Consider the following 18,858-nt stretch of genomic DNA (forward strand, 5'->3'; position numbering starts at 1 on the left):
TTACTTTTCTATTGTAACATGAATGGAAACGGGTTCAAACCCTAATTTCCTGGTTGATATTGCTGCCACAATTCTTGGCCCTTTTCCTTCAATTTATTGGCGCCTTCTTTGGCCTTCTCAAAGAAATTGGCTGCTCCTTCGCTAGCTTTGCCGCCAATATCCTTCAGCTCTTCACGCCATTTGCTTTGATCCGAATCTTGAGCTCCTTGATTGACCTCATCAGCCGCCACGACTTTACCGCCTGTTGCATAAGCATCCGCTACCTCAAAGGAGTATTGTCCAGCATAAGGCATAATCGACTCAGCCTCGGCTTTGAAGACCTGTCCTACTTCTGATCCGCTGGTACCGCTCAAATAGTGGGTCTCACTAACTTTTTCAAAGCCTAACCAGGTTGAGATTACGATGTTTGGTGTATATCCAATGATCCACTGGTCATTGACCTTGTTGGCATCAAAGTTGGTTTCGGTCGTTCCGGTTTTACCAGCAACCGTAAATCCAGCCGGTGCCGCTTGCGCCGCGGTTCCGTTTGAAAAAGTACCTAACAGCATGCTGGTCATTTCATTTGCCACTTCTTTTGAAATCACTTGTTCATATTTAGGTGAACTGTTGTCTTCGATCACAGCACCAGTTGAATCGATGATCTTTGTAACCAAATGCGGCTGATACATTTTTCCTTCATTCGCAAAAGCACCGTAAGCCGCTGCCATTTGCATTGGAGAAGTTCCTTTTTCTAATCCACCTAAAGCTAATCCGTAATATTTATCCGATTTACTCAATGGAATCCCAAACTCTTCGGCTTTGTTATAGCCTTTATTCAAACCGAGCTCATGCAGCAGCCACACTGCCGGCAAGTTCAAACTTTGTGCCACCGCTTGATACATCGGTACTTCCCCTTGGAAGGTTCCATCATAGTTTTTAGCTTTGTAATAAGACTGCGGTTCATCTTTTAGAACACTGTCGGGTTTATAACCTGCTTCTAATGCCGACGAGTAGACACTCAATGGTTTCATTGTGGAACCTGGCGAGCGCTGCATTTGCGTCGCAAAGTTATAGCTGCGGAAAATATGCTCTCCGCGTCGTCCGACCAATGCTTGGACACCACCTGTTTTTGGATCCATTGCGACCGAAGCCGATTGTGGCATCGCGCCATCTGCTGCATTGGCAGGGAAATTCGCATTGTTTTCGTAAACGGCTTCCATTTGCTTCTGGTAATCCTGATCCAATGAGGTATAGATTTTATACCCTTTATTCAGTAGATCCTTCTCAGACAGTCCGTAACGCTCCACAGCCTCATCAATCACCGCATCAAAGTAAGATGGGTAACGATAACCTGCATCAGCTGAAGAGTACGTGTCATTTAGTTCTGAACCAAGATCAGCTGCCTTTTCTTGATCCTCTTGCTCTTTCGACAGCTTGCCATTTTCGACCATAACCGAAAGTACCGTATTTCGACGATTTACAGCATTTTCCAAATTATCGATTGGGTTGTAAATACTTGGCCCTTTCAACATCCCGACAATAGTCGCCGCTTCGCCGATACTCAATTGATTGGCATCCACACCGAAATATTTTCTAGCTGCGTCCTGAACACCCCAGACACCATTACCGAAGTAAGCATTGTTTAGGTACATCGTTAAAATTTGATCTTTGTCATATTTCTTTTCTATCTCGATCGCCATAAAAATTTCTTTGGCTTTTCGTTCTAGGGTTTGGTCAAGACTCAAGTACGCATTTTTTGCCAACTGCTGGGTTAAGGTACTCCCCCCGCCGGTAATATGACCAGAGGTTACCAGACCTAAAGCCGCCCGTCCGATCCCTTTGATGTCAAACCCATGGTGATTATAAAAATTACGATCTTCCGTAGAAACTACCGCATCTTTTAAATACGGAGAAATTTGATCGCTTTCTACATAGGTCCCTTTTTGTCCGTAGAGGGTTCCTGCTTGTTCATTCTTTTCATCATAGATAACCGTCGATTGTTTCAAGCTGGATTGCAGCGTCTCCACATTGACTGATTTCGCTAAGAAAAACAGATAGACACTCATCACTAAAACACCCACGAGTGTTAATAATAGCAAGATTTTATTGATATGATATTTTTTCCAAATACGTTTGCGCCAATGGTGAAAACGAATCAAGTAGGGCTTGATCCATTGCCAAAAAGTTTTTGTGCCGCTGCGAAACTTTTGCCAAAAAATTTTTGCACCACTTTTAAATTTGCGCCAAATTTCCTGAAAATCCATTTTTTTGATCTCCATTCTATACAAAATTCAGACACAGTGTATCACAGATCGCCTATTTAAAGCTTGGGGCTTGAGACGGATACACACTTGAAAATATTCTAGCATGGCTTCTCAAGGAAAAGCTGATTTTTTTCTTAAATATCCGTTAAAAGTGATACAATAGGCCGGATGAATCCTTTATTTAAGGTAAAAAATGAAAGAAATCAGTCCGACTATACTCAAATAGCGAGAAAATAAGAAGGAGCAATTTAATGAAATTTACTATGAATCTGCCCGATCAATCTGCCGAGATGTCCGTCAATGACCTCTTAGGGCAAGAATGGTTAGTTCCGCGAAAGGTGCGCCATTTTATTCGAACTCGCAAAGGAATCTTGATTAATGGCGAGGTCAGTCCTTTTCACGCGCTAGTCCATCCGGGCGATCAAATCACGGTCATGATCGAAGACGGCGATTATCCCAAACGCAATATTTTGCTTGGAGACAAACGATTGGTTGATGTGCTTTACGAAGACCAGCATCTGATCATCGTAAACAAACCTCAAGGCATGAAGACCCATCCTAACCAACCAGATGAACAAGGAACTCTATTGAATCATTTAGCCGCATATTTAGCACCTGATTTTCAGCCCCACGTCGTCCATCGATTAGACAAAGAGACCAGTGGTGCGATTTTATTTGCTAAAAATCCTTTTGTGCTGCCGATTTTAGGTCGACTATTAGAACAAAAACAAATTTATCGCCGCTATCAAGCAATCGTTCATGGCAGCATAAAACAAGACTTAACGATCAATAAAAAAATCGGCCGAGATCGGCATGATCGCAAAAAACGACGGATCGATCCTAAAGGTGGCAAACCCGCAATCACCCACGTCACAGTCGCGAAACACTTAACGAATCAAACGGCGGTCTTTTGTCAATTAGATACTGGCAGGACCCATCAAATTCGTGTCCACTTAGCCAGTATTGGACATCCATTAGTTGGCGATCCTTTATATAGCAAGCATCCTAAGGGTCGATTGATGCTGCATGCCTATGAACTGCACCTGCTGCATCCATTTACGAATAAAGAAATAGCTGTTCAAGCACTTCCAGGATTGTGGTAATTTATTGAGGAAGTACCTTTTATTTAAGTAATCATTTTTCCCAAAAATGGAAAAATGATTTTGTCTGTCGTTACGCATATCATTCAACTAAACGACTTGTCTATTTAAGTTTGGAAAAATAGTTAAGATCCAACTCATTCAAAATAAACTGCGAAAAGTGCAGGCAACTCCATTAATAGGAACATTTGAATCAAATTTTTATCATCGTTGACATACGATTCCACTAATTACTCTAAAGAGTAAAGTGGAACTCGCAGCTAACTCCTATTAAGGGAATCATTTTTCCCAAAAACGGAAAAATGATTTTGTCTGTCGCTACGCATATCATTCAACTAAACGGCTTGTCTATTTATTGGGGAAGAATAGTTAATATCCAACTCATTCAAAATAAACAAACTACGAAAAGTTGAACTGACAAAAAAAGCCCAAGTCGCAATGACTTGGGCTTAGAATTTATGCTTAATCTTAGTACCAGCCGTTTGATTGCCAGAAAGCTTGAGCGCCTTCCCATGAACCATAACGAGAAGTTACATATTGGTCAGCTACACGTTCTTGGTTAGCTTCAGAGTAATCACCATTTAGGTAAGAAGATGATAATTGGTAACGTCCGATATATTGACCGTTTGTTGCTGAGTAAGAACCGCCTGATTCGCGTTGAGCAATCCATTCTTTAGCTGAAGAAGTTGTTGCTGCAGTCGCTGCAGGAGCAGTTTCTTGAACAGGTGCTGCTTGTTGTTGAACTGGAGCAGCTGCTTGAGTTTGTTGTACTGGTGCTGCTTCTTGAACTGGTTCTGCGTGTGTTGATTCTTGAACAGAAACAGATTCTTGAGCTGGAGCTGCTTCTTTTGCAGGAGCTGCATCAGCTTTAGCTTCGCCATCAATTGTTAATTCTTGACCAGCAAAGATCATATTTACGTTAGAGATTTTATTTGCTTTTGCAATTGCGTTTACTAAGCTGTCGTTACCTGCAAACTTGTGAGAGATTGTTGATAAAGTATCTCCCGCTTCAACAGTATACGTTTCTGATGCATGTGCATCTGTAGCTCCCATCGCTAAACCTGCACCTGCTGCTAATACTGTACTAAAAAGAAATGTTTTCCCTAATTTCATTATGTAACTTCCTCCAAATTTTCTTATGTATTTTTCTTCTGTCTTCTTGACTACGAGAGTTACTTTACCATCCTTTTGTATTTCATGGGTAATAATAATGTAACAGTTCATTACAATAACATGAAACAATGTAACAAAACCTCGGCTCGTGTGTCACTTTGAAATATATTACATTTTTCTCATTCGGCAAAAAGCCTGCTACAAGCGGACTCAATCAAATGTAACTGTTTTAGTCTTGTATTACAAAAATTATTTTTAGAAACATTGAAATCTTTTTGTAAAGAAAAAGATAGGAATACCCTTGTTCTTTTTAAATTATTTTGCAAATAATTTCTATTGAATTTGAATTTTTACGTTGGTTTATAACAAAAAAATACTTCCACTCTCAATCAAAGAGTAGAAGTATCTTTATTTTATTCTCAGGCGTCGCCGCCATTTCACCGCCTGTGGGCCTACGAGTTTATCTACTAGTCTAATCTTCAAACTTAGGTAGAAATAGACACCGCCGCCAACACCTGCCGTCAATAAACAGATCACTAAAGCTGATAAACGGGATGAAGGATCAAACGCAAGATAACTCAATTGCCGCACAATTACAGCTACAACCAGCATCACTAGTGTTAAGATCAAAATTAATACACAGCGGCGGAGAGCCAGCTGGTAGTTTGCACGAACAACTCTTCGCAGCTTCCATAAACAAAGACCGCAAGTTAGACTTAGACCGAAGAAAGTTGCCACTAAAGGACCATAAACTTCTAGCAGTTCAATCAGCGGTATTTGAATCACTGCCTTTAATAATAAACCGGCTAGCAAATACCTTACCGCGATACGACTATGTGATACTCCTTGCAGAGTCGTGGACAGCATCATGAATAAGGCGGAGACCAGACCTGACCAACAAGCAACGATCAAAACTCGACTGCCTAAAACATCGGCCGAATAAAAAACAGTATTCAAAGGGTAGGCCAATAGAATCATGCCAAAAACTGCTGGCAGCATAATAAACGCAAAAAGTTGGATATTTGTGTTTACCAGTTTAGCCAGTTCGGGTCTGCGCCTTTGAGTAAAAAGCTCCGTCAGCATTGGCAGGCTTGTCAATGCGAGCGATGTTCCTAATGCAACTACCACCATCGTCAATTTATCTGGATTCGCACTGAAAAGCGCATAGAGATCAACCAACTGATCATGACTATAATTTGTATTAGCGTCCATTGTGTGAATAAAAGTGACCTGATCAATCAATTTATAAAAGGTAATACCGCTCCCTAGTAAAATAAACGGAATCGCCTGTCTGACGGTTTCAAATAATAGCTTTTTTGTATCAATTGCTGGCGCTGCTTTATTTAAACTGTAGGCCATTTGATGATCACTACGTTTGCGATCCTTAAACCAATAAAATAGCAGTACACCATAGGAACCGATCATCCCGACCGAAGCTGCGAAGGTTGATTGGATCACTGCGCTCAAATAATCGCCCTTCATAACCTTCATAATAATGAAAACACTTATAAGCATATACAGCACTCGAAGCGCTTGTTCCACTAATTGTGAGATTGCGGAAGGCCGCATATCCTGCTGCCCTTGAAAATATCCGCGTAAAACGCTCATACAAGGAAACGCCACAACCGCGATACTTAACGCTTGAATAACTGGAATTAAAGCGCGTCCACCACCGGATAGACTGGCCAGCAACGGTGCCGTTAGAAACATCACTCCACCAAAGAAAATTCCTAAAATAGCTGTCGCTTGCAAGGCTTTGATAAATAGGCGCTGACTTGTTCGATACTCGCCCATTGAGTTGTAACGGGCGATCTGTTTAGCAATAGCGCCTGGCAAACCCGCCGTAGAGATCATCATGAACAATGCGTAAAATGTGTACCCCATATTAAATAATCCGTTAGCCGTCCGAGCATTTTCTCCCATCCAGGCATACCACGGGATAATGTAAATCGCACCTAGCAGTCGCGAAAAAATGCTTCCGATCGACATCCATGCCGAACCTTGAATCATTTTTTCTTGATAGGTCAGATCACTTGGTTGTGTCTCTTTCATGGTCTCCTCCTTCAAAATCGTTACCCTTATAGTAAAGCTAAATCACACTTCTGACAATCACTCTTTACTTTTTCTACTACCGATCAGCTATGCTATAATAGCCTAGACTATATATTGGAGGTCTCGATATGCTGACAATTACCCAAATCCAACAGATCCTTGAAAAAGAAAAGTTATTAAGAGAATTCATTACGCCAACGCGTTGGACGTTGACCGCTCCTTTTGACAAGGACTTTCAAAAAATTTCTTATGACTCGCGTGAGGTCGATGCCGACACACTTTTCTTCTGTAAAGGCAATAATTTTCAACAACGTTTCTTGGAACAAGCCCTAGCAGAAGGCTTGACCTGCTACATCGCAGAGCAGCCGTATGAAGTTCCAGCAGAATTAGCGATCATTGTCACGGACATTCGCAAAGCCTTGGCTGTATTAAGTATGGCCTTTTACGATTATCCTCAAGAAAAATTGAAATTGATCGGAATCACCGGAACGAAAGGCAAAACAACCGTTGCCTATTTCACGAAACAAATTCTAGATATCACAACAAATAAAAAGACTGCACTTTTATCTACATTAAATACAACACTAGATGGCGTGACTTTTTTCAAATCAAAACTTACGACGCCGGAATCACTAGACTTGTATCGGATGATGGCAGAGGCCGTTGCCAACGGCATGACCCACCTTGTCATGGAGGTTTCTTCCCAAGCATATAAAGTGGCCCGGGTTTACGGTTTAACCTTTGATGTAGGGATTTTTCTGAATATCTCGCCAGACCATATTGGACCGATCGAGCATCCGACTTTTGAAGATTACTTCTATTGTAAACGACAATTAGTTGCCAATTCTCGTCAGGTTATTTTGCAGCATGAAATTGACCATTTTGATCTATTAAACGAATTAGCGGAAAAACAAGCGATTCCTGTTATCACATACGGCAATGCAGCCGCTGATTATCAAGTAAAACCGTTGGAACATCCATTGGCCTTTGCGCTATCAAGCACAAAAGATCGCTTCAACTTAAATGGAGATTATGAAATTCTATTAGCTGGCGATTTCAATAAAGAAAATGCCGCAGCCGCTCTGATCGCTAGTGCTTTAGTTGGTGCGAATCAAACCGCTGGTCGCCAAGGTTTAGCCAAAGCATTGGTGCCCGGTCGGATGAATTTACTCTTAAAGCCGAATGGCGCACACATCTATGTCGACTATGCTCATAATTATTTAAGTATGAAATCACTGCTGGCATTCGCCAAAGAACAGCACCCTGACGGCGAACTACTTGTGATCACCGGTTCGACTGGTAACAAAGCAGAGTCGCGCCGAGAAGGATTAGGCCAAGCGATCGGTGAGTACGCCGACGTGGCCGTTTTAACAAGTGATGATCCTAATTTCGAAGATCCGAAAAAAATCGCTGCTGAAATTCAGCAAGGAATCCAAAACGATCACGTTCGTGTCCTTTTCGAAGTTGATCGCAAAAAAGCAGTCAAAGATGCCATTCACCAAGCGGGACCAAAAGATGCGATCATCTTGGCCGGCAAAGGGACGGACAAATATATGACTGTTAACGGTGAAGACCTTCCCTACGAAGGCGACTATCAATTGGCCGAAACATTTATTAAAGACTAACGGGACCTCCCGTTAGTCTTTTTTTTATCTTCAAAAATCCTTACCTTAAAACTATCTTCTGACTGACAGCTTCTGCTTCAGCATAAACTGCTTCAATCAGCTCTTTAACTGGCCGCACTTGCGTTAGCATTCCTGCAATTTGGCCCGACATAACACTGCCTTGCTGAACATCGCCATCATCCGCCGCCCGTTGCAAGGCTGCTAAAGAAAAGACCTCCCCTGATTCATTTTTGGAATAACCTTCCAATAGTTCATTCCTTAATCCGCGAATCGCTCCGCCTTTTTCCTTATGAATAACCACGGTCGCCGTATCATTGGCTTGTAGGATCGCCTGTTTATAATTTTCGTGGATCGGACATTCTGTTGTTGTTAGAAAAGCCGTGCCCATCTGAACACCACATGCGCCTAATGCAAACGCGGCTGCCATTCCATGTCCATCCCCGATACCACCGGCCGCAATCACAGGTATATTTACAGCTTGTGCGACTTGCGGTATTAATGTCATGGTCGTTGTTTCACCAATGTGTCCGCCGGCTTCCATCCCCTCAGCGATCACACCGTCCACACCCAACTGTTCCATTTTTTGTGCTATTTTTACTGAAGGAATCACAGGAAATATTTTGATCCCAGCTTGCTTTAGTCTTTCCATATACGGTTTTGGTGTCCCTGCGCCAGTCGTTACGATCTTAATATCTTCGGCGATCAGCACATCGACCTGCTCCGAAATATTTTCCATCTGCAGCATCAAATTTACAGCGAAAGGGTTCTTTGTACGTTTCTTAGTCTCTCGAATTTGTTCCCGCAATTCCTCTCCGCTTAAACCTCCTGCCGCAATAATCCCTAATCCGCCTGCCTCAGAAACCGCACTGACCAGTGGATAGCGGGCTATATGAGCCATCGCTCCTTGAAAAATCGGATATTGAATCCCTAACAGTTCAGTGATCTTTTCCATGAGATCTCCTCATTTCCTTTTTCTACATCCTAGCATATTTGAATAGCGCGCTTGCTACTATTTAAAGAAAAAAACTAGCACGATATTCGATATTCCCCCGCACAAAAAAAGAACCCCGCAAAAATTTGCGGAGTTCTAACTATTAATTAGCGACAATATTGACTAATTTATTTGGCACAACGATTACTTTACGGATTGTCTTGCCTTCAATATTACGTTGAATATGTTCATCAGCCATCGCAAGTTTTTCCAGCTCGTCTTTAGCTAGATCCACAGCGACCATAACTTTTGAACGCACTTTGCCGTTAACTTGCAAGATTACTTCAATTTCATTTTCAACTAAGGCTTCTTCGTCATAAACTGGCCATGCAACATAAGAAATGTCTTCATCATGTCCTAAGATCGCCCAAAGTTCTTCGGCGATATGCGGCGCGATTGGTGCTAGTAATTGCACAAAGCCCTCCACATATTCATAAGTTAATGCTTCTGCTTTATACGCATCATTTATGAAGACCATCAGTTGAGAAATAGCGGTATTCAAATGCAGATGTTCCATGTCTTCGGTTACTTTTTTAACCGTTTGATTGTAGACTTTCGTCAATGAACCATCGTTAAAGGTCGTGATATGGTCACGCATTTTACCTTCTTCATCGACAATCAGGCGCCATACACGATCCAAGAATTTCCGCGAACCTTCAAGACCGTTTTCGCTCCAAGCAATCGAAGCGTCCAATGGACCCATGAACATTTCATACATCCGCAGCGTGTCTGCACCGTATTTGTCCACCACATCGTCAGGGTTTACAACGTTCTTCAATGATTTACTCATTTTGGCAGGTGCTTCTTCTAATTCTTCACCAGTTTCAATGCTGAACCATTTACCATCACGTTTTTCTACCATGTTGGTTGGTACAAGTGCTCCACGGCTATCACGGAAGCTTTGACCCAAAATCATTCCTTGATTGTATAATTTTTGGAATGGCTCATTGGTTGGCACCACACCGATATCATACAAGAATTTATGCCAGAAGCGTACATACAATAGATGCAATACTGCGTGTTCCGCTCCGCCAATGTAAAGATCTACCGGCATCCAGCGTTTCAATTTATCATAATCAGCTAAAGCCTCTTTGTTATGCGGATCGATAAAGCGCAAGTAATACCATGAGCTGCCGGCCCATTGCGGCATTGTGTTGGTCTCACGACGACCTTTTTTACCTGTAATCGGATCAACGACATTGACCCAGTCTTCGATATTGGCTAATGGTGATTCGCCAGTACCGCTTGGTTTGATATCTTTCGTTTTCGGCAATTCCAATGGCAATTCGTAATCAGGTACTAAACCAGTCGTGCCATCTTCCCAATGAATCACAGGGATCGGTTCGCCCCAATAGCGTTGGCGAGAGAACAACCAATCGCGTAAACGGTAACTAATTTCTTTTTTACCATAGCCGTTTTCTTCCAGCCAAGGTACCATTTTATCGATGGCATCTTGTTTATTCAAACCGTCCAAGAAATCTGAGTTGATGTGCTGACCATCGCCAGTGAAGGCTTCTTTTTCTACATCGCCGCCTTCAAGAACCGGAACGATCGGCAAACCAAACGTTTTCGCAAATTCATAATCTCGTTCATCATGAGCAGGAACCGCCATGATCGCACCGGTTCCATATGAAGCTAGAACGTAGTCCCCGATCCAGATTGGCATTTTCTCACCGTTGACCGGATTGATCGCGTAAGCACCGGTGAAAACACCGGTTTTTTCTTTCGCTAGATCTGTCCGATTCAATTCTGATTTTTTCGATGCTTCATCAATGTAGGCATCTACCGCTGCTTTTTGCGCAGCCGTCGTAATTTTTTGAACCAATTCCAGCTCTGGCGCCAAAACAGCATAAGTAGCACCAAATAAGGTATCAGGTCGTGTAGTGAAAACAGTGAATGTTTCTTCGCTGCCTTCAATCTTGAAGCTGACATTCGCACCGATCGAACGGCCGATCCAGTTGCGCTGCATTTCTTTGATGCTTTCAGGCCAATCAACCGTTTCTAGATCATCCAATAAACGATCCGCATAAGCAGTAATTTTCAGCATCCATTGACGCATTGGTTTGCGAACAACATCATACCCGCCGCGTTCACTCTTGCCATCAATCACTTCTTCATTAGAAATAACTGTTCCAAGTTCTGGTACCCAGTTAACCGGAACTTCTGCTTCATAAGCCAACCCTTTTTCATACATTTGTTCAAAGATCCATTGGGTCCATTTGTAATAGTCCGGATCTGTCGTATTTAACTCACGATTCCAGTCATAGCTGAACCCTAATGAGTTGATTTGGCGTTTGAATGTTTCAATATTTTTTTTCGTAAATTCCGCTGGATCATTCCCAGTATCCAAGGCATATTGTTCCGCTGGCAGACCAAACGCGTCCCAGCCCATCGGATGCAAAACATTGTATCCTTGTGCTCGTTTCATCCGTGAAATCACATCCGTCGCAGTGTAGCCTTCCGGGTGACCAACGTGCAACCCTTGTCCAGATGGGTAAGGAAACATATCTAAAGCATAAAATTTTGGTTTTTCAGGATCATCTTGGGTATTGAATACATGATGTTTTGCCCAATATTTTTGCCATTTTTTCTCAATCTCTTTGTGATCGTAACTCATGTTGCTCCTCCTAATATATGAACTTATTTTGTTTACAATAATAATATAGCCGAAGTGATTAAATTGAAACTAAAAGCCTGTTGGTAAGAAAAAAAGCCCTACGAAAGCTCTAAAAACTTTCATAGGACGTTAATAACGTGGTACCACCTATTTTCATCTGCCACATGACAGACCTCAAAGGATGTAACGGTCCTTAACCGGATCGATTGATCATGCTCCAAGGTAAGTTCGAATGTTCCGCATGCACACTTTCAGCACCGTGCGCTCTCTGAGATGCGTTCGTTTCTACTACTCCTCTTCCGGGCAATAATATTCAAAGTAGTTTCATCTTAGCAGATTCCAAAATAGAATTCAATTGAATTCCCCTTAAGAAAGCTTTGAAAAAAATTGTCCAGCAGATGAAACATGATATAATACTTCTGTTTAGAAAGGATGATTCATAAAAACAATGAAAAATAAACCCATCTACCAATTAATCGGCAGCTTCACTTTGCTATTTTTTGCGGCACTGTGTTACATTATCCGGTTTTATCCAGAAACCTTAGTCGGCTTTGATCGAGGAATCATTCATGCCGTTCACCAGCTATACCCACAGATGAATGGCTACTTTTTATGGGTAACAAAATTTGCGAACCCAATCACTGTCGTTCTTCTGTCCTTTGTTTTTGTCGGTTTATTTTATTTTAACAAGCAAAAAATCACGGCGCTTTGGTTGGCGCTCAGCATGGCACTCGTCAGCGGCGCCGGTAATCATTTATTGAAAATATTCTTTCAGCGCGCCCGCCCAACCATCTTGCCTCATATGGTAACTGAGCACAGTTTTAGTTTTCCCAGCGGCCATTCGACCGCCAGCACGCTATTATTTGGCACATTGATTTTTGTTATGGGACTATTTTTCAAAGAAAAAACGCCGCGTTTGACCGCCCAAATCGTGGTAGGGCTCTTGATCGTAAGTATCGTAATCAGCCGCATCTATCTCGGTGTTCATTACCCCAGTGATGTGCTTGGCGGAATGCTGTTTGGCAGTAGTTGGCTGTTCTTTACTTATCCCTACTATAAACAGAAAAAATTGGCTTATGATCTAAAAATGATTAGGAGAAAATAAATGACTTTTCAATACAGTGATGATGATACCAAACGCTACCATTCATGGAATTACGCATTGCGTCAGCAATTCGGCGGGAAAATTTTTAAAGTTCCCGTCGATGGCGGTTTTGATTGCCCTAACCGTGACGGCACCGTTGCTCACGGCGGCTGTACTTTTTGCAGTGTTTCTGGTTCTGGTGATATGATCGTGGCGCCCAGCGACCCTTTGCCGCAGCAATTCCATAAGGAAATCGACATGATGCACCAGAAATGGCCCCATGTTGATCAATACATCGTTTATTTCCAAAACTTTACCAATACCCATGCTCCCGTAGAAGTGATTCGCGAACGTTTCGAGCAGGTCGTCAACTTGCCTGGTGTCGTCGGATTATCCGTTGGTACACGTCCCGATTGTCTGCCGCCGGAAGTCGTGGAATATTTAGCTGAACTCAATCAACGGCTCTATTTGTGGGTCGAGCTGGGTTTACAAACTACCTATGAATCAACCAGTGATAAAATCAACCGCGCACATGATTATCCAACTTATGTTGATGCTGTAGCGCGGCTGCGCAAACACAATATCAATGTCTGCACACATTTAATCAACGGTCTCCCCGGTGAATCGTTAGAAATGATGCGGGAAAATGTTCGCCGGACAATTTTGGATTCCGACGTGCAAGGGATCAAGCTGCACCTGCTGCATTTGATGCGCAACACAAAGATGCTGCGGGATTATGCCGAAGGGCGTTTGCAATTAATGAGCAAAGACGATTACGTTTCTGTTATTTGCGATCAATTAGAAATGATTCCGCAAGATATTATCATTCATCGTCTAACTGGCGACGCACCGTGGGATTCATTGATTGGTCCAATGTGGAGCCTAAAAAAATGGGAAGTTTTAAACGCAATTGATCAAGAATTGATTCGTCGCGACTCCTATCAGGGGAAATTTGCTTTAAGAAAGGAATTTGGTCATGCTGCTACCGGCATTACGCTTTAGCCACCAACTACTAAAAGAAATCGTCTCTGAAGGCGACCATGTGATCGACGCTACCATGGGAAATGGCAACGACACACTTTTTTTAGCTGAATTGGTCGGTTCAACTGGACATGTCTATGCCTTTGATATCCAAGAGCAGGCTGTTGAAAATACTCGCAAAAAATTAGCAGACTACACTGATCGTTCCACCCTTTTTCTCGCAGGACATGAAACGATCGAAGAAAAAATCGCGAGCGATCAACCAATTCGCGCTGCGATTTTTAATCTCGGATACTTACCCAAAAGTGACAAGCAGATCGTCACCTTACCTGAAACGACCAAACAAGCCATGACTGCCATCTTGAAACGCTTGAGCGTCGGCGGACGCATGATTGTTGTCATTTATTATGGTCATGAGGGCGGCGAAACCGAAAAAAATGAGGTTCTGAATTTTTGCCAAAACTTGCCGCAAGAAAAATTCAGTGTGCTAAATTATCAATTCATCAACCAGAAAAATAACCCACCAATTTTATTGTGCGTGGAAGCCCTGAATCATTAAGGCATTCAATCGTACTACTTTGGTTATATAGATACAAAAAAAGAGCGGCTGATGATCAGTCGCTCTTTTCATTGAACCATTCCAATACGCGCTTGATCCACGCATCCCAAAATACCCAATCATGTTTTCCTGGACCTTCTTCAAAGGTCACATCAAACTTTTTTTGTTCCATTTTATGAGCCATATATTGACTGGCCGGATACAAATCATCTTCCGTCCCACAAGCTAAGAAGAACCGTGGTGCCGGCTCATTGCTCGCTGCTAGCTTATCTAGTAAATACAGCGGATCATTCTCCGATCCTTGGAGTTGATCTAATGGACCAAAAATTCCTTGCCAATACGCCTCGTTGCGGACCAATAATAAACTTTCCACATCCGCTAAGACCACTGCTCCAGAAAGGGAAGCAACTGCGGCAAAATTTTCCGGCTTGGCTAAGCCTAACTTCAATGCTCCGTAACCGCCCATGGATAAACCCGCCGCAAAAGTTTTTTCACGTTTGTGAGTGATTTGTGGGAAAAGCTCGTGAACAATCGTCGGTAATTCCTCCGAGACAAACGTCCAATAGTTCATATCATAAGTCGTATCCGTGTAAAAACCAAGATCCGTCGAAGGCATTACAACGGCCATTTGATACTCGGCCACATAACGTTCGATCGATGTCCGGCGTTCCCATACGCTGTGATTCCCGCCCATACCATGTAACAAATACAAGACAGGTACGTCTTCCGTTACACCAATAGTTTCAGTTCCTATTTTTTTGTAAGTCGTTTGCGGCAAAAGTACGTTCATCGCTACTTCCATCTGCAAAACATTCGAATATACATTTACTTGTAAAAAAGCCATTCAACTAGATCCCCCAGTTCTATTATTCTTCGTTTAGTTTAACACTTCTCGCTTGTTTGCCAACCATAAAGCTGAATACTAACGCGAAAATGATTAACAGCAAGCCTGCAAAATAGACCCAATGCAAACTGTCAAAGAGAATTTTTCGCAACTCAGCGCGCAAACCAGCTTCAATTTGCAAAGCAGTATGGGGATTGATCAGTCGATTCATAATATCCAGATCAGTAATTCCAGCCTTAACTAATTGCCGTCCATTTGCGACATTCAAAATAATCCCAAAAACTGAGACCATGACCGTTTGACCAATCGTACGAGACAAAGTATTGAATGAAGTTGCTACACCGATTTCCTCTTTCGGTACGCTGGCTTGAGCCTCGACTGTCGTTGTCGTGACAGACAGTCCGTAACCAATACCTAAGACGCCCATAATAATGAAAAACAGCCAGAAAGGACTTTGTTGCGGCAGTGCCAGCAATGTTCCACCGCCAGCTAAAATAATGATCAGCCCAATAATAATGATCCATTTTGCCGAATACTTGCGTAATAATTGACCTGATAGAAAGGATCCGTACATCCAAACGATCGACATCGGTGCTAACACTAACCCGCCGAGTCCCGCCGGTTTTCCCAACACTCCCTGCATCCACATAGGAATGTACACATCTAATCCCATCAAAAAACCACTGATCAGAGCTGCGACTACGTTCACACTGGCAAAGATTTGATTGCCGAATAATTTTAGATTGATCACAGGATCATCCGCACGCTTTTCCGTGCGAATAAACAACATCAATGAAAGAATACTTAAAATGAATAAGGCCGCAACAGGTAACGATACTCCTTCATCACCCAACAATTGGAAGCCTAACAATAAACTTACTAACGTTGACATTAAAAACAAACAACCGAAAATATCCATTTTCTTCGCTTGACGAACCTTTTTCTCTTCAATAAAGAAATACTGCAACAAACCAATCAATCCCAATCCAATCGGTACATTGATAAAGAAAATCCAATGCCAACCAATCGTATCAACAATCAATCCGCCCGCCAGTGGGCCAAAAACACTAGCAACGCCCCATGCCGCACTCGTCAATCCCAAAACTTTAGCGCGTTTTTCAATATCATACAGATCCGCAATAATCGTTAATGATACCGGCATAATTGCCCCGGCACCGATTCCTTGAATTCCGCGAGCAATGATCAACGTCATCATTTCATTAGACATTCCGCACAAGGCCGACCCTACTACAAACAATAGAATCCCAACAATAAAAATCGGTTTTCTTCCAATCTTATCAGCTAACTTCCCATAAATCGGTGTGATCATAGCATTGGTCAATAAATAAATTGAAAAGACCCAATTCATAATTTCGATACCATGCAAGCTACCAACAATGGTCGGCATGGCAGTCGTCACGATTGTTCCTTCAATCGCTGACATAAACGTCGCGATAAAAATCCCCACTGTCACAACCTTCACATTCGTTTTTCTTCCCATTTTCCCCTCCAAATTTGTATTGATTTTCCAATCTTCTATTTAATTGGCAGAGTCCGCAAAAAAGACGGCTCCATCGATCTAGGACCAATAGAAACCGCCTCGTGAACTCCATAAACTACTTATGTCTGTACGATTTATGCTAAATTCAAACTCTTTTTCAACGCATCTACTTTATCGATATGTTCCCAAGGTAGATCTACATCTGTTCGGCCAAAATGACCATAAGCAGCTGTATCACTGTAAATAGGACGTAATAAATCAAGCATTTCGATGATTCCTGCTGGACGTAGATCAAAGTTCTCGCGAATGGCACTGATCAAAGCACTCTCGGAAACTTTCGATGTACCAAAGGTATTCACAGAAATGGAAACAGGTTGAGCCACACCAATCGCGTAAGCAAGTTGTACTTCAACTTTATCAGCTAGACCAGCAGCAACAATATTCTTGGCAATATAACGAGCCGCATATGAAGCCGAACGGTCAACTTTCGTTGCGTCCTTTCCAGAGAAAGCACCACCACCATGACGTGAATAACCACCGTAAGTATCAACGATAATTTTACGTCCAGTTAAACCAGCATCTCCTTGAGGTCCGCCGATAACAAAACGTCCAGTTGGATTGATGAAGTATTTTGTTTTCTCATCAAGTAATTCAGCCGGTATTTCATGCTTGATTACCTTTTCCATAACGTCTTTTTGGATGGTTTCGTTGTCCACTTGGTCATTATGCTGTGTACTGATAACAACTGTATCTACACGTAAAGGTTTACCATTTTCATCGTATTCAACCGTTACTTGAGATTTCGCATCTGGACCAAAATAAGCCACTTCGCCTGATTTACGCAAATCGGCCAAGCGTTTTACCAAATGATGGCTCAACGAGATAGGCAAAGGCATTAATTCAGGTGTTTCATTCACTGCAAAACCAAACATAAGCCCTTGGTCCCCAGCACCGATATCATCTAGCAACTCTTCTTTTCCACGAGTTTCCAGCGCATCATCCACACCTTGTGCAATGTCAGCTGATTGCTCATCAATCGCCACTAAAACAGCAACATTGTCTCCATCAAACCCAAATTTTGACTCTGTATAGCCAATGCGTTTGATTGTTTCGCGTACAACTTTTTGGATATCTACATACGCCGAAGTAGAGATTTCCCCAAAAACTAAAACAAGTCCAGTTGTTACGGATGTTTCACACGCAACCCTGGCTTTTGGATCCTTTTCTAAAATCGCATCCAAAATCGCGTCACTGATTTGGTCAGCAACCTTATCCGGATGTCCTTCTGAAACAGATTCAGATGTAAATAAACGACGTTCTTCCATTATAAATATTCCCCCTAATTTTTATTCGGTTACAAGGAATCTCTGAGCTTTTCCAGAGCCTATCGGGAACTTGCAACGACTCGATTATAACAGAAAAATAGCGTCTGTCACTAACAAAACCATCAATAAATCTGAAAACTTACAAAAAAGTCTTTTCTACACAAAAAAAGAGACGTTCGAAAACGTCTCAGGATGACCCGTACGGGACTCGAACCCGTGTTACCGCCGTGAAAGGGCGGTGTCTTAACCGCTTGACCAACGGGCCATAATAATAAAAAAACGGAGAAGGAGGGATTTGAACCCTCGCGCCGGTTTCCCGACCTACACCCTTAGCAGGGGCGCCTCTTCAGCCACTTGAGTACTTCCCCAAAAAACCAAAAAGATTTTTTAATGGGCCTAAATGGACTCGAACCATCGACCTCACGCTTATCAGGCGTGCGCTCTAACCAGCTGAGCTATAGGCCCTTCATAAAAAAAACTAAAAGAAGCGGGTGACGAGAATCGAACTCGCGACAACAGCTTGGAAGGCTGTGGTTTTACCACTAAACTACACCCGCAACTATTGATGGCGCGGGACAGAATCGAACTGCCGACACATGGAGCTTCAATCCATTGCTCTACCAACTGAGCTACCGAGCCAGAAGCGGTCCCGACGGGATTTGAACCCGCGATCTCCTGCGTGACAGGCAGGCATGTTAACCCCTACACCACGGAACCGTATTTTTTAGTTTTAATTGCGGGAGCAGGATTTGAACCTACGACCTTCGGGTTATGAGCCCGACGAGCTACCAGACTGCTCCATCCCGCGATAATAGTATTAAAA

Annotated in this window: 13 protein-coding genes, 7 tRNA genes, 1 riboswitch and 1 other annotated feature; of the genes, 5 read left to right on the forward strand and 15 right to left on the reverse strand. The window is 42.5% G+C overall.

The genetic code is table 11. The features are described 5' to 3' along the window. Positions 1 to 41 precede the first annotated feature (41 nt). Entirely contained in the window at positions 42 to 2,243 is a 2,202-nt protein-coding gene (locus PGP85_RS16340; RefSeq protein ID WP_232089400.1) for a PBP1A family penicillin-binding protein, read from the reverse strand. A 251-nt stretch (positions 2,244 to 2,494) separates the two neighbouring features. Here PGP85_RS16340 and PGP85_RS16345 point away from each other — a divergent pair, with 251 nt between their 5' ends. Continuing rightward, positions 2,495 to 3,346, forward strand: coding sequence for an RluA family pseudouridine synthase (locus PGP85_RS16345; RefSeq protein WP_270328464.1), 852 nt, complete (start codon positions 2,495 to 2,497; stop codon positions 3,344 to 3,346). A 465-nt stretch (positions 3,347 to 3,811) separates the two neighbouring features. Here PGP85_RS16345 and apf read toward each other — a convergent pair whose 3' ends face one another. Beyond that, a complete protein-coding gene (gene apf, locus PGP85_RS16350; protein WP_090406824.1) occupies positions 3,812 to 4,456 on the reverse strand; it encodes an aggregation-promoting factor in 645 nt (214 codons plus the stop codon). A gap of 408 nt (positions 4,457 to 4,864) precedes the next feature. After that, positions 4,865 to 6,508 (reverse strand): putative polysaccharide biosynthesis protein, encoded by a 1,644-nt coding sequence (locus tag PGP85_RS16355; RefSeq protein ID WP_270328465.1) that lies wholly within the window; start codon positions 6,506 to 6,508, stop codon positions 4,865 to 4,867. A 128-nt stretch (positions 6,509 to 6,636) separates the two neighbouring features. Here PGP85_RS16355 and PGP85_RS16360 point away from each other — a divergent pair, with 128 nt between their 5' ends. Beyond that, positions 6,637 to 8,133, forward strand: a complete 1,497-nt coding sequence (locus PGP85_RS16360) for a UDP-N-acetylmuramoyl-L-alanyl-D-glutamate--L-lysine ligase (protein ID WP_270328466.1) — start codon at positions 6,637 to 6,639, stop codon at positions 8,131 to 8,133. 40 nt (positions 8,134 to 8,173) lie between these two features. On the opposite strand, the gene PGP85_RS16365 is transcribed toward PGP85_RS16360, so the two are convergent. Together PGP85_RS16365 and leuS are read right to left on the reverse strand one after the other, a co-directional pair. Continuing rightward, entirely contained in the window at positions 8,174 to 9,085 is a 912-nt protein-coding gene (locus tag PGP85_RS16365; protein ID WP_270328467.1) for an NAD(P)H-dependent flavin oxidoreductase, read from the reverse strand. Between the two features lie 142 nt (positions 9,086 to 9,227). Beyond that, positions 9,228 to 11,741, reverse strand: coding sequence for a leucine--tRNA ligase (leuS, locus tag PGP85_RS16370; protein WP_090406813.1), 2,514 nt, complete (start codon positions 11,739 to 11,741; stop codon positions 9,228 to 9,230). A 119-nt stretch (positions 11,742 to 11,860) separates the two neighbouring features. Continuing rightward, positions 11,861 to 12,052 (reverse strand) — a binding site (T-box leader). A gap of 137 nt (positions 12,053 to 12,189) precedes the next feature. Between leuS and PGP85_RS16375 the strand changes: the two genes are divergently transcribed. Genes PGP85_RS16375 through PGP85_RS16385 form a run of 3 tightly spaced genes read left to right on the forward strand, consistent with a single transcriptional unit; the run spans position 12,190 to position 14,365 of the window. Further along, positions 12,190 to 12,846: a phosphatase PAP2 family protein gene (locus PGP85_RS16375; protein WP_270328469.1), complete on the forward strand. Its 657-nt coding sequence runs from the start codon at positions 12,190 to 12,192 to the stop codon at positions 12,844 to 12,846. After that, positions 12,847 to 13,827, forward strand: a complete 981-nt coding sequence (locus PGP85_RS16380; protein WP_090406807.1) for a TIGR01212 family radical SAM protein — start codon at positions 12,847 to 12,849, stop codon at positions 13,825 to 13,827. Beyond that, positions 13,802 to 14,365, forward strand: a complete 564-nt coding sequence (locus PGP85_RS16385) for a class I SAM-dependent methyltransferase (RefSeq protein ID WP_010741082.1) — start codon at positions 13,802 to 13,804, stop codon at positions 14,363 to 14,365. Before PGP85_RS16380 ends, PGP85_RS16385 begins: the two co-directional genes overlap by 26 nt. 55 nt (positions 14,366 to 14,420) lie before the next feature. Here the strand turns inward: PGP85_RS16385 and PGP85_RS16390 are convergent, their stop codons facing one another. From PGP85_RS16390 to PGP85_RS16435, 10 genes are all read right to left on the reverse strand, one after another. Continuing rightward, entirely contained in the window at positions 14,421 to 15,209 is a 789-nt protein-coding gene (locus tag PGP85_RS16390) for an alpha/beta hydrolase (RefSeq protein ID WP_270328471.1), read from the reverse strand. A 22-nt stretch (positions 15,210 to 15,231) separates the two neighbouring features. Next, positions 15,232 to 16,710: an MDR family MFS transporter gene (locus tag PGP85_RS16395; RefSeq protein ID WP_270328472.1), complete on the reverse strand. Its 1,479-nt coding sequence runs from the start codon at positions 16,708 to 16,710 to the stop codon at positions 15,232 to 15,234. A 134-nt stretch (positions 16,711 to 16,844) separates the two neighbouring features. Continuing rightward, positions 16,845 to 18,035, reverse strand: a complete 1,191-nt coding sequence (gene metK, locus PGP85_RS16400; RefSeq protein WP_270328473.1) for a methionine adenosyltransferase — start codon at positions 18,033 to 18,035, stop codon at positions 16,845 to 16,847. Continuing rightward, positions 18,033 to 18,116: riboswitch (SMK box riboswitch) on the reverse strand. Its footprint overlaps the gene before it by 3 nt. A 112-nt stretch (positions 18,117 to 18,228) precedes the next feature. Continuing rightward, positions 18,229 to 18,300 (reverse strand) — tRNA-Glu (locus PGP85_RS16405). Positions 18,301 to 18,315: 15 nt separating this feature from the next. Further along, positions 18,316 to 18,403 (reverse strand) — tRNA-Ser (locus tag PGP85_RS16410). A gap of 23 nt (positions 18,404 to 18,426) precedes the next feature. Further along, positions 18,427 to 18,500 (reverse strand) — tRNA-Ile (locus PGP85_RS16415). 21 nt (positions 18,501 to 18,521) lie between these two features. Further along, positions 18,522 to 18,592, reverse strand: a tRNA-Gly gene (locus PGP85_RS16420). A gap of 9 nt (positions 18,593 to 18,601) precedes the next feature. Beyond that, positions 18,602 to 18,674 (reverse strand) — tRNA-Phe (locus tag PGP85_RS16425). A gap of 5 nt (positions 18,675 to 18,679) precedes the next feature. Beyond that, positions 18,680 to 18,752 (reverse strand) — tRNA-Asp (locus tag PGP85_RS16430). Between the two features lie 17 nt (positions 18,753 to 18,769). Further along, a tRNA-Met gene (locus tag PGP85_RS16435) sits at positions 18,770 to 18,843 on the reverse strand. Positions 18,844 to 18,858: the final 15 nt, after the last annotated feature.

Origin of the sequence: Enterococcus malodoratus, assembly GCF_027659535.1 — a bacterium.
GTDB lineage: Bacteria > Bacillota > Bacilli > Lactobacillales > Enterococcaceae > Enterococcus_A > Enterococcus_A malodoratus.